Origin of the sequence: Leptospira paudalimensis (assembly GCF_026151345.1) — a bacterium.
GTDB classification, from domain to species: Bacteria; Spirochaetota; Leptospiria; order Leptospirales; family Leptospiraceae; genus Leptospira_A; species Leptospira_A paudalimensis.
In genome coordinates, this window is the sequence record NZ_JAMQPR010000001.1 from 3,020,067 (window position 1) to 3,031,868 (window position 11,802).

Consider the following 11,802-nt stretch of genomic DNA (forward strand, 5'->3'; position numbering starts at 1 on the left):
TTCACTCCGTACATTTTCCATATAGTTTTCTCAGATAAAAATCTTCGAACTCAAATAAATTTACGCCTCGTCGAGCCATGATTTTTTTTGTATCAAATAAAAATTCTTCAAGTCGATAACGACCACCTGGTTTGATCCAAGTAAAAGGAGGAACATACCCTTGGATCCTTGACTCAACGATATTACTAGCAACATCGAAAACTGTTCCTGTGTTAGACATCACACCAATTGCTAACTTCGTAAATGGACCAAAGATAGAGCCAAACTTAATAGTTCCAGTGTTAATCACCGAATCACCTATCTTTAGTTTTACGATCCCATAATTATTTTTTAAGTCACTTGTAGTTGATAAGGCTCCTAAGTTGACCCAGTTAGAAACAAAACTATGACCCAAAAAACCTTCATGGTGTTTATTGGTATAATCCAAAATAATAGAATTTTCTACTTCACCACCAATACGGCACTGGTTACCAATCAGAGTTCCACCAGTTATTCGAGCATTGTCAATCTGGCTATTTTTACCTACAAACAATGGTCCTTCTAAAAAACTAAATGAGGAAATTTTGGCACCATCTTCAATGAGAATTGGTCCATGTGTTGTATCAAAAACAACTCCAGGATACACAGTGGCACCTGCATGGATGTATAAATGTTTGTCTTTTCCTACAATGTGAAATCCAGATTGTTTTGCTTTGTATTTTTGCCTAAAACGTTTCCATTCTTTTTCGATGGTAAGTGTGTCTTCAATAATAGATGTCACTGTTCCCAGTAGTTCCCAAGGCAAAAAAGAGTCTGCACTATAAATAGAATCATATGAATCTAAGTTAGCTGGTATTACATGAGGGTAACGATTAAAAATTAAAGTTTCAAAATCTTCATTGGGACCTTTATAATAAATTTTGGCACCAGGGTATTTTCTTTCTAACTTTTCAAGAAGAGTCATCCCTCCCAAATTCCATTCAAAAAAAGAATGGAACCTGGAAAGTGGTTCTAGTGAAGGATTTCGTTTGGAATCATCTAATAGGAGATTCACATTTTACTCCACAGTAACAGATTTTGCTAAATTTCTAGGTTGGTCCACATTACATCCCCTAAGAATTGCTATGTGGTAAGATAAAAGTTGTAATGGAATGACTGCGAGTAAAGGAACTAAGGCATCTGCCGTTTTCGGAATTTCGAAAGTAAAGTCTGCCATTCCTTTGATTTCTGTATCTCCTTCCGTAACAACTGCAATGACTTTACCTTTTCTTGCTTTTACTTCTTGGATATTGGAAATCACTTTTTCATAGGAACTATCCTTTGTAGCTATGAAAACAACTGGCATATCTTCATCAATGAGTGCAATTGGGCCATGTTTCATTTCTGCTGCAGGATAACCTTCTGCATGGATATAGGAAATTTCTTTTAACTTTAAAGCACCTTCCAAAGCAACTGGGAAGTTAAACCCACGTCCCAAATAAAGAAAGTTAGATGCCCGATAAAAATGTTCAGAGATATTTCGTATCTCTTCATCTTTGGTTAAAATTTTTGCCACTTTATCAGGGATGGAATCAAGCTCTAATAAAAGTGTTTGGTAATCAGATAAGGAAATTGATCCTTTTTTTAATCCTAAATACAATGCCATCATCGTGAGGATCGAAACTTGAGATGTAAATGCTTTGGTGGAAGCAACTCCGATTTCAGGACCGGCATGTAAATAAGCTCCAGCATGGGATGCCCTTGCGATGGACGAACCCACAACATTACAAACACCAAAGATCAGAGCACCTCTTGATTTGGCCAATTCGATCGCTGCAAGAGTATCCGCTGTTTCTCCAGATTGAGACACTGCAATTACCACGTCTCTTTCTGTTACGATTGGATTTCGATAACGAAATTCAGATGCATATTCTACTTCTGTTGGAATCCGTGCTAGGTCTTCAAATAAATACTCTCCAATGAGACCCGCATGCCAAGATGTTCCACAACCAACCAAAATCAATCGATCCGCATTTAAAAATCGATTTAAGTATTGGTCAATCCCACTTAAGAACAAATGGTGTTCCCGAGAAACCAATCGCCCACGCATTGCATCTTGGATTGATTTTGGTTGTTCAAAAATTTCTTTGAGCATGAAGTGAGGGTATCCACCCTTTTCAATGTCTTCTAAATCTAATTCTAATTTTTGAATGAAAGGAGTTTTCGTTACATTTTCTAAGTTTTTAACAACCAAACTTCCGTCTTTGATGATAGCCATTTCTTGGTCATTGAGATAGGTAACATTGTTTGTGTATTCAATGATAGGCGTTGCATCAGACGCAACAAAGTATTCATCTTCACCAATACCAATGACCAAGGGTGATCCTTTTCTTGCGGCAATCATACTCCTTTCATTGTCTTTAGAAAGAACAACAATTGCATATGCACCAACAACTTCGTTTAAAGCAAGACGAACCGCTTCCTCGATGCTACATTGGTTTTGTTTTTTGATTTCTTCAATTAAGTGGATGAGGACTTCAGAATCAGTATCGGACTTAAAAACGTGGCCGTTACTTTCGAGTTCCTTTTTGATGGAACTATAGTTTTCAATGATACCATTATGAATGATGGCTAACTTACCATCTGAACTAGTATGTGGGTGCGCATTACGATCATTAGGTTCACCGTGTGTCGCCCAACGAGTGTGTCCAATTCCAAGGCTTGCTTCTAATTTTCGATTTCCGATTTCGGTTTCTAAGTCGGCAACTTTTCCTTTTTTTTTGACGATTTCTAAACCGCCATTTAAAAGAGCAACACCAGCACTATCATAACCTCTGTACTCTAAACGTTTAAGACCTTTGATAATGACAGGTAATGCCTGTCTTTTTCCTAAATAACCTACGATTCCACACATTGTTTTACCCTCTTTAAGGTAGATTCCAAATCAGATTTGGATTTTGTTTCTGTTATCACTCGAAAGATTGGTTCCGTATTGGAAGGTCGAATGTGGATCCAAGAATCGGAAACATACATCCACAATCCATCTTTATCGGAAATGAGTTTGGGAGAAAACTCAGATTGAAATTTTTCATATAAAGTTTCTAAAGACATTCCCTTTGCCAATGGGAAGGACTGTTTGTCCATATACAAGTTCGGTAACTCATCCATAAGTGCATCAATGGACTTCCCTGTTTCAGCCATGATATTTAGGATATGGGCAATGCCAGATAATGTATCACGACCAAAAGAAGGAATGTTTGGATCTATAATTCCACCATTCCCTTCTCCACCAAACACTGCTTTGGTTTTGATCATTTCTTCCACAACATTCGCTTCACCTACTTTACTTCGGATCACCTCTCCGCCAAAACGAGAGGTAACCTCTTCATTTAAAAAAGAAGTCGAAAGATTCACAACTACCTTCGATTTCTTTTTGTTTGATGAGAGAACATTCATAAGGGCAAGAGGAAGAGTGTATTCTTCTGATATTGCTCCTCTTTTTGGAGTGAATAAAACTAACCTGTCAGCATCTGGATCAAGAGCAAAACCAATATCTGCTTTGGATTTTTTAAAACTTGGTTCTACTGTTTTTAAAGCTGTCGCTGTAGGTTCTGGAGGACGAGGGAACGTTCCATCTGGTTTACAATTATGTGAGATTACTTTACAACCTAACATTTGTAAAAACTTGGGAACTACATAAGACCCAGCTCCACCCACTGCATCTACAAATACTGTGAACTTTTTCTTTTTGATTTTGTTTACGTTCACTCGTTTTAAAACTGATGATAAATGTAATTCGATATAGTCTTCACCAGAATCAAGATAACCTTTAGGAGAAATTTGTTCTTTGGTATAACTTCCTGATTGCAGGATCGAAAGTAATTTTTGATTTTCTTCTGCCGAAAAGAAAAACCCTTTTTTGGAAATAAATTTAAAGGCATTCCATTCCATTGGGTTGTGAGATGCAGAAATCATAATCCCACCGTTTGCTTTTGCTAAATTGACAACTGCTTTTGTTGTGGGTGTGGGAACAAGACCCAAGGTTAATACAGAACTTCCAGAGGCTAACAAAGCTGAGGTGAGAAGGGATTCTAAATAAGGGCCACTTGGCCTTGAGTCCCTACCAATCACTACAGTTCCACCATTCATGATGGTTGCAAAGGATTTCGAAAAAGCGAGTGCTTCCTCCAATCCAAATCCTTGTCCAATTTTTCCCCGAACACCGGAGATCGAAATCATAAGGGAGGACAGATCATACTCTTTTGTAAAATGCATACAATACTATCAAGGCTCGTGGATTCGCACTGTAAGTCTATCTTTTTGCTTTGTGAGATGTGTCTGTGATGTGGAAATAAAAAATAGAGTGTGAGGTAAACGGTTTGGGCGATGACAGGATTGAACTGCCGACCCGCTGCTTGTAAGGCAGCTGCTCTCCCAGCTGAGCTAATCGCCCGTTGTTATGACCAGTAAATTAGGTGTTCGAATTCTGTAAATGAGAAATAGAAATAAAAAAGGCCACACGGTGGTGGCCTCATTCCAAGGTGCTAAAAGCGAATGTTAGGCGGCTTTTGCCTCAATTGAATTGATGCGAAGTGCCATACGAGATTTTTTACGATCTGCATTTTTTTTATGGATGAGTTTTGTTTTCGCTGCACGGTCCAATTTTGAAGAAAGTTTTGAGAAAACAGATAATGCTTCCGTTTTGTCGCCAGACTTAATGGCCTTAATGAGAAGGCGTGCGTAAGTGCGTAATTCACTACGGTCTTCCCCATTTCGCTCTTTTCTACGAGCAGTTCTACGGATGTCTTTTTTAGATGATTTTAAATTAGCCAAGGAATGTCCCCTATGAGGAATTTTTACTTATCTTTTGAGTACCACTCTGACGGTCAAGGCGAAAGAGAAAAAAATGAGAACCAAATCCCCCGGCTCGAACCTCCTTCCTAAGAGGTTTGTATGTTTTCTGCACTGATCTGGATTGATTCCGAACTCTACAAAATTTTGAAAGAGCGCCACTTAGACCTCGGTCTTGTCATAAAAATGGCTATCTTATCCTTAAAGTTAGAGGGTTTGGAACCTGGGGTCTTTCCGAGAGGTGAGATGGGGCATTATGAGAGGTTGGAATTATCGAGGTATGATTTTTTTACATTAAGTATGATTTCTAGGGAGAAGGAAGTTGACCCGAACGTGTTACTCTCATATGCTTTCACAGAAGCTTTGTTGGAAATTTTACGATTGTGACTCCTGAAAGATCAAAATATCATTATATAAAAATTGATTCGATTTCAGAAATCGACCCACTTAAATTATCCATTTCACAAATCCAACAACGTTATATTGATAAAGATAACAATCGTTATGCCCTGAGATTCAACAAAGAAATCCGTAGGATTGAGATCCTAAAACTAGTTGGGAATCATTTTGAACTTGTCCCTCACCACCAAACAACAAATCCCAAAGGGGAAGGAACATCAAACGAGACAAAATCTGGTAACCAAACTCCGCCTCCTCCACCCATCATTTCAGAGGACCTAAGGGCAAATCCAATTTTAGGGAAATTAATTTCCACACCAGACCCAAAACCAACCACACCTGAAAAAACCTCCAAAACAATTGAGATTTCCAAAGACAAACTTTCTCCAGTTGTTGAGGAAAACCTGATGCGTGAGGATGTGGATTTGGATATCTTTGATGGGGAAGAACCTCCGAAACCAGAAGAAACTCTCTCACACGAAGGTCTGTTAAATACACCCGAACCTCCTAAACCTGAGGAAGACATTGACCACACTCAAATCAATGCAAACACCAGACTCGAAGAAGGAACCGGGGAAAAAACGGCCCAACAACGAATTGATGATTTTTTAAAAATCATCGCCACTTACAGAGAAAGAATCACTGCCATCATTCGTAACTTACAATCCTCTCGTATTTTTGAGCTCACTGGGGACCCTTCCGAAAATAAAAATATTGTAGGGAATTTTTCCAGAGAAATGGAAGCAACGGTTTTTGAAGCCATCGATAAAATGATCGATTTGCATAAGGAAATGACCTCTTATCCTCGTCCAATTACCTATTACATTTCCAAAGCACCTGTGGAAAAACGGGAAGAGATGAAGTTAATCGAATCGGATAAGGAAAAATTAAACAACCTACACTTGTTTGAAATGCAAAGGCATACCGATGCGATCATCAAAGATCTTAAAAAATTGAGTTTGCAGTTATTGAATATATTGAATCTCAAAAATGAAATTCAAGTTAAACAATTACAGTATGCAAACCAATTAATGTTTGTAGATGCAAAGAACGCGTCTCTATATTTTGCACAGGATTTAGACAAAACCATTTTGGAAATTGAAAACTGGAAACAATCGAAATGAAAGAACTGTCAGAAGCAGAAACAAAAGCCATATTAGAAAAAATACGATCAGAATATAGAGAACATGGAAAACTCAATCCTAAGGCATTTGACCAAACAGGCTTTGAACAACGATACTTACAAGTATTGAAACTTCGTGGAAACATTTCAAAATTTCTCACAGAAGAAGTTACTTTTTTAGAACAACTCAAATCAAAATTCCAAGAACTTGCTGCCAAAAAAGAAGCTGCAAAAGCCCAAACACTCAATCGTATTATGGATGAGTCGATTGAGAAATTAGCCAATTATAAAAAGGTAGACTTCCATCCGTTGGCAAAAGTGGAAACTCGATATTTTTATGGCGCTATGTTGGATTTTACAGAAATCGAACTGCCTGTTCTCATTTATGTTTTTAAGGGAACACCTGAATACTCACATTTACAAGATGCAGTTTTACAAGTGGAACGAATTGGACTCACTCGCCGAGGATTACCTTCCATGAAAATGCAAGAGTTCATGAAAACCTTGTTAGATGCGAATGGCAATGCTATCGTGATTGAAAAGGCATCTCAAAATCTTTTAAAAGATGGCTGTATTGCCCTAAAGAATATCATTGTTGCTGTCCAAGACTTAGTGGCAAAAAACAGAATTAATCCAGACATGATTGTGCAAGTGAATGAAAAAGAATACCCAAATGCCTTTAATGCATACAACGGCAAAAAGTTTGGGGAAAGTTTGAACCGTATCACTGAACGATGCAAACAAATCATACAAGATTTTCGAATGAATGCGTTGATGAATATCGAAGGTTGATTCAAATGTGGCTTCATGGACCCTATTTTACTTGGTGTCAGCGACACAATTGAATCAGAATTTGATGCGGAAGTTTATAAAAAACTAACTTCCCTCGAGAAATACCATTCCTTACTTTTTAACTCAGTAGACAAACTGTTTGGATTCTTAGGAACCAATAGAGACACCATCAAACCCTACCTTACCGATTTTGTCTCAGTCGAAGCGCAGTCCCTCGGCAGAGAAGGGTATGGGTTTACGATTAAAGATGCAAACGATATGGGATTTGGAGGTCTTGCCTGCCATACGGTGGACCTAGGTGGGGCAAGTGTGGGTGGGGCAATCCAACAAGCTCATACGATTGTAAAAGCCAATCCCTATGCTGTGGTTCTTGTAGCTGCAGCTGATATTCCAAAGTCAGTGTTCAAACAGGTATCCGACTTAAAACGACTCACAGCGACTGTTTGTCATAAAGATTGGGAGATGCCGTATGGAGCTACACTCATTGGTCTCTATTCACTGTTATGTGAACGGATGATGTTCGATACTGGTGTGACAAGTGATGACTTGGAAGAGATCACAAAACACTTTCGATCATTAGCAGAAACCAATCCTCGTGCCTTCCAATACCAAAAACCATTGGTGGAGAAACAACTAAAGAAACCACTTTCAGGGGTTTATAGCACGCCGATGATTGCCATAGTCACGGATCATGGATTTGCTACCCTCATTACGTCTGAGGCCATGAAACAGAAGTTAATTGAAAATAAGGTGATAAAATCTGATGCCAAACACATCTATGTGATTGGTTCTGGACATAGTGCTCATGCCGAATACCTCATCCAAAAAAAGGATTTAAAAAGCCCTGCTGGCCTTGCTTGTGAAAGGGCAGTTGCTTCCAGTGGAATCAATCGATCGGAGATTGAATATGCGTGGATTTATGATTGTTTTACAGGGATGATCATCCATGAGGCTTCTTTGTATTTTGGAGTGTCTCCCAAAGAAACAGCCACTGCCCTTCGCCAAGGGAAAATCTCCAATGGAACAAAGGAGATCCCTATCAATTTAGGTGGTGGGATTTTAAATTACCAAGCAGCGATGGCACTCTCTGGTGCAACTGGACTTGTGGATGTCTGTAGCCAATATGGACTTTCTGTCCATCCTCTGCCAAATGGTTTGAGTGAACCACCTAAGGTGAGTTTGCTTGGAGGCAATGGTGGGATTGATAGCATCAATTCTGTGATCCTTTTTTCCAAAGACAAAATCGAAAAAACACCAAAAGAACCTATGAACTTAAAACCATTAGAGGTGAATGTTCCAAGTCCCAAGGAAAAGGAAAAAGCCACCATTCTTTCTGCGACGACAATTTACTTCAACCCAGGCGGAGAAAAAAAACCACCGTATCTCATTGTCTGTTCGACCAAAGAGAATGGAGAAATGGTACTTACCAATCTTTATGACAAAGAAGGAAAAGAGATCGTATCGAAGGATGGATTGGAACTTGGAAAAACCAAAGTGGAATTCCAAGTGATCGATGGTAAAATCCAAGCAGTGGTGGTGTAAGGATACAAAAAAACCAGTGAGGATTGTTTGTCCTTCACTGGTTTTTTCTGATCATCGATTCAAGTACGGATTGAATTGAATCCTATCCTATCGCTTTGTAGCTTCCTAACTAAAACTGTTTCAAAAAACGTAAGTTCCCTGATTGGAAATAACGGATGTCATGGATTCCGTAACGCATCATCACCAATCGGTCAAGTCCGAGTCCAAAGGCAAACCCTGTCCATTTTTTGGAATCAAGACCAGCGGCTTCTAAGACATTCGGATGGACTAACCCACAAGGGAGAAGTTCGAGCCAACCCGATTGTTTGCAAACACTACACCCATCTCCATTACAAACAAGGCAATTGATATCGAGTTCAAACCCTGGTTCCACAAACGGAAAGTAACCGGGGCGAAGTCTTGTTTTGATTTCCTTACGGAACACACGAGAGAGAAGTGTCTCCATCGTATAAATCAAATGGGCAACGGAGATATTTTCTCCCACTACCATTCCTTCTACTTGGTAAAAGGTATTTTCATGAGAGGCGTCCACTTCTTCATACCGAAATACACGACCAGGTGCAATGATACGGAAAGGTGGTTTTAGTTTTCGTAGGGCACGTACTTGGATGGCGGATGTATGAGTTCGAAGTAAATTGCCATCCACTGTATAAAACGTATCTTGCATATCACGTGCAGGGTGGTCGTCCGTAAAGTTTAAGGCAGCAAAATTGTTTTCATCCGTTTCCACTTCGGGTCCATCCATCACAGAAAAACCCATCGAAGTGAAGATATCTTCGATCTCGTATTGGATTTGGGAAATAGGATGTAAACTCCCTCTTTCTTTTTTAGGAAGTGGGCGGAGTGTATCAAAAAATTCCTTACCCAATTGGTTCTCATAAAAACTTTCTTTGAGGGAAATTCGTTTGGTTTCAACAAAGGATTCAAGCCGCGTTTGAGCTTCGTTTGCTTCTTTTCCGACCGTCTTTTTTTCTTCCACAGTTAGAGACGCAAGGCCCTTAAGGACAGAGGTAAGTTTTCCCTTTTTACCAAGGAACTGATTTTTAAATGCATCTAACTCTTGTTCATTCGTTGCAGAACTTAATACAGTTTCTGCCTCTTTGACGAGTGATGCGATTTCTTGGGATAGGCTCATATTGATTCTCGTGATTCCATTAAGGATTTTAGTTCAGAATAAATTCCACCAAACGCACCATTCGACATGGCAAGGATGATGAGTTTGTCATTTTTGTATTTTGGTAATATCTTTTTTAAAAGTGAAGGAATGTCTTTAGGAGATGGAGCGTAAACAGACTCTTTTTTGGTATTGGTTTTGATGTCCTTTACCAATTTTTTCACATTGAGACGAAAAGACTTACTCACTTTGTCTACTTGGTAAACTTCTGTGACAATACTCACATCACTTCCTTTGAAACATTTGGCAAAATCATCTTGGAACACATTTCTGTGAGAAGTAGCACTTCTTGGTTCAAAAAGAGAAATGATTTTGTAACCAGGATAGGCTTCTTTATGTGCTTTGATGGTTTCCTGGATGGCAACAGGGTGGTGGGCAAAGTCTTCCACAAGTAAACTCATGTCGGACACATATAGGTTTTCTTGTCTACGTTTGACACCAGGGAATGTTTCCACTGCTTCCAAAATTTCTTTTCGTTTTTGGGGGGCAATTTCCAAACAAACACGTACTGCTACTTCCACATTTCGGTAGTTATGTGATCCAATCAGAGATGGTTTTAACTTGGATTTAGTGCGGATCTCTGTTAAAATTCCTTTTTCATATTTAAAAATGGAATTTTTATCGCCTAACTCAAACGTTTCGACAGGTGCATGTTGGTAGTCTTTTGTAATATCACTTAAATTTTTGGATCCTTTCCAATAAAAAACCTTCCCACGACTAGGAACTAAGTTTAACAACCGTTTGAACATGACTTTGATAGCATCCAAATTGGCAAAAATATCAGCATGGTCAAAGTCAAGTGCGTTCATTACAAGGTAATAAGGTCTATAGTGTAAAAACTTGGAACTTTTATCAAAGAAAGCAGAATCATATTCATCACCTTCGATGACAAAATAATCTCCCTCTCCTAGAGCAAATCCAGGGAATCCATCTTTTCGAATTCCACCTACAAAGAGGCCGGGTTTGAGTCCAATGGATTCCAAAATCCAATGTGTGAGAAAGGTGGTAGTGGTTTTGCCATGAGTCCCAGAAATCACGATTGGTTTTTTCCCTTTCAGAAAAAAATGTCCAATGGCTTCCGCCATACTCATGTATTCAATCCCTGTGTTTAATACTTCTTCGACCTCTGGATTTCCACGAGAGATGGCATTGCCTATGATGACAAGGTCTGCCCCTTTTACATTCTCTTTGCGATAACCAGATTTAGGTGAAAGACCCCACTCCTCTAATTTATCAGACATTGGAGGGTATAGGTTTTGGTCTGAACCAGAAACATCATGACCTTGTTGTTTGAGCATATATGCTAAATTGCCCATGGCAATTCCGCCGATTCCGACCAAAAATATCTTCAAAAGAGTACCGTCCTAATGAGGTTATAAAGGAATAAAGGAATCGAAAGTAGAACCAAAAAGAATAAGACTACTTTCATTAAAAAAAACAAAAAATCAAAAGAACTCCAAGTCCTTCGAATGGATAAATAAAAATAAGACAAATGTAAAGAATATAGGAAACCAACGGCTAACATAAACAAGGGGATTGGTGCAGGGAAAATCCAAAAGATTGATGTAGCAGTAAATGCCAAAAAGGATATGATAAAGACATGAGGTTCAGGTCCCTCCCAATCTTTTGTACGATCACGCATTTGGTGGTACATCCGAAAACTATCCACAAGGCGAATGACAAAATAGAATCCAAGGTAAAAAAAGAAAACAGTTCCAACCCCTTGGGTATAAGTGAGTCTTGTTTCCTCTTCCACAAACGAAACTTTAAAAATCAGAATTTGGATGCAATTACCTAGAAACTTGGCAATCGGTGCCAGTAACATCAACTGCAAATGAGCAAACCATAGGTCACGCCCACCCAAATCTGCTTTGTGGTAATACGATTCGAAAGCAGACATCGGGGAATAAAACAAATCACGGATGAGTTGCATCCGTTGTGTGATGGTTGAAACTTTTTGCAC

Annotated in this window: 11 protein-coding genes and 1 tRNA gene; 4 read left to right on the forward strand and 8 right to left on the reverse strand. The window is 38.9% G+C overall.

Going from position 1 to position 11,802, the window contains the following annotated elements; genetic code table 11:
- Nucleotide 1 precedes the first annotated feature (1 nt).
- From ND855_RS13945 to rpsT, 5 genes are all read right to left on the reverse strand, one after another.
- The gene (locus tag ND855_RS13945; RefSeq protein WP_265358828.1) at nucleotides 2-1,033 is read right to left on the reverse strand and encodes a GlmU family protein; all 1,032 of its coding nucleotides are present in this window, start codon (nucleotides 1,031-1,033) and stop codon (nucleotides 2-4) included.
- A gap of 3 nt (nucleotides 1,034-1,036) precedes the next feature.
- On the reverse strand, nucleotides 1,037-2,872 hold the full coding sequence (glmS, locus tag ND855_RS13950; RefSeq protein WP_265358829.1) for a glutamine--fructose-6-phosphate transaminase (isomerizing): 1,836 nt from the start codon (nucleotides 2,870-2,872) through the stop codon (nucleotides 1,037-1,039).
- Nucleotides 2,857-4,233, reverse strand: coding sequence for a phosphoglucosamine mutase (glmM, locus tag ND855_RS13955; RefSeq protein WP_265358830.1), 1,377 nt, complete (start codon nucleotides 4,231-4,233; stop codon nucleotides 2,857-2,859). The genes glmS and glmM overlap by 16 nt, the downstream gene beginning before the upstream one ends.
- Nucleotides 4,234-4,338: 105 nt before the next feature.
- Nucleotides 4,339-4,411: transfer RNA gene (locus ND855_RS13960), tRNA-Val, on the reverse strand.
- 104 nt (nucleotides 4,412-4,515) lie between these two features.
- Nucleotides 4,516-4,791: a 30S ribosomal protein S20 gene (gene rpsT, locus ND855_RS13965; protein WP_100715767.1), complete on the reverse strand. Its 276-nt coding sequence runs from the start codon at nucleotides 4,789-4,791 to the stop codon at nucleotides 4,516-4,518.
- A 120-nt stretch (nucleotides 4,792-4,911) separates the two neighbouring features.
- On the opposite strand from rpsT, the gene ND855_RS13970 reads away from it, so the two are divergent.
- Genes ND855_RS13970 through ND855_RS13985 form a run of 4 tightly spaced genes read left to right on the forward strand, consistent with a single transcriptional unit; the run spans nucleotide 4,912 to nucleotide 8,665 of the window.
- Complete coding sequence (locus ND855_RS13970) at nucleotides 4,912-5,196, forward strand: hypothetical protein (RefSeq protein WP_100715768.1); 285 nt, start codon at nucleotides 4,912-4,914, stop codon at nucleotides 5,194-5,196.
- Entirely contained in the window at nucleotides 5,193-6,332 is a 1,140-nt protein-coding gene (locus ND855_RS13975; protein ID WP_265358831.1) for an LIC_10450 family protein, read from the forward strand. Before ND855_RS13970 ends, ND855_RS13975 begins: the two co-directional genes overlap by 4 nt.
- Nucleotides 6,329-7,123 (forward strand): hypothetical protein, encoded by a 795-nt coding sequence (locus ND855_RS13980; protein WP_265358832.1) that lies wholly within the window; start codon nucleotides 6,329-6,331, stop codon nucleotides 7,121-7,123. The genes ND855_RS13975 and ND855_RS13980 overlap by 4 nt, the downstream gene beginning before the upstream one ends.
- 15 nt (nucleotides 7,124-7,138) lie before the next feature.
- On the forward strand, nucleotides 7,139-8,665 hold the full coding sequence (locus tag ND855_RS13985) for a thiolase C-terminal domain-containing protein (protein ID WP_265358833.1): 1,527 nt from the start codon (nucleotides 7,139-7,141) through the stop codon (nucleotides 8,663-8,665).
- A 109-nt stretch (nucleotides 8,666-8,774) separates the two neighbouring features.
- Here the strand turns inward: ND855_RS13985 and pheS are convergent, their stop codons facing one another.
- The 3 genes from pheS to ND855_RS14000 are packed head-to-tail and all read right to left on the reverse strand — an operon-like array spanning nucleotide 8,775 to nucleotide 11,802.
- A complete protein-coding gene (gene pheS, locus ND855_RS13990; RefSeq protein WP_265358834.1) occupies nucleotides 8,775-9,800 on the reverse strand; it encodes a phenylalanine--tRNA ligase subunit alpha in 1,026 nt (341 codons plus the stop codon).
- Entirely contained in the window at nucleotides 9,797-11,191 is a 1,395-nt protein-coding gene (locus ND855_RS13995; RefSeq protein WP_265358835.1) for a UDP-N-acetylmuramate--L-alanine ligase, read from the reverse strand. The genes pheS and ND855_RS13995 overlap by 4 nt, the downstream gene beginning before the upstream one ends.
- Complete coding sequence (locus ND855_RS14000) at nucleotides 11,188-11,802, reverse strand: hypothetical protein (RefSeq protein ID WP_265358836.1); 615 nt, start codon at nucleotides 11,800-11,802, stop codon at nucleotides 11,188-11,190. Before ND855_RS14000 ends, ND855_RS13995 begins: the two co-directional genes overlap by 4 nt.

What these genes read in the sequence shown, in the direction of transcription:
- glmS (WP_265358829.1), bottom strand. Translation starts at nt 2,872, where the DNA reads ATGTGTGGAATCGTAGGTTATTTAGGAAAAAGACAGGCATTACCTGTC.
- glmM (WP_265358830.1), bottom strand. Translation starts at nt 4,233, where the DNA reads ATGCATTTTACAAAAGAGTATGATCTGTCCTCCCTTATGATTTCGATC.
- ND855_RS13970 (WP_100715768.1), top strand. Translation starts at nt 4,912, where the DNA reads ATGTTTTCTGCACTGATCTGGATTGATTCCGAACTCTACAAAATTTTG.
- ND855_RS13980 (WP_265358832.1), top strand. Translation starts at nt 6,329, where the DNA reads ATGAAAGAACTGTCAGAAGCAGAAACAAAAGCCATATTAGAAAAAATA.
- ND855_RS13985 (WP_265358833.1), top strand. Translation starts at nt 7,139, where the DNA reads ATGGACCCTATTTTACTTGGTGTCAGCGACACAATTGAATCAGAATTT.
- pheS (WP_265358834.1), bottom strand. Translation starts at nt 9,800, where the DNA reads ATGAGCCTATCCCAAGAAATCGCATCACTCGTCAAAGAGGCAGAAACT.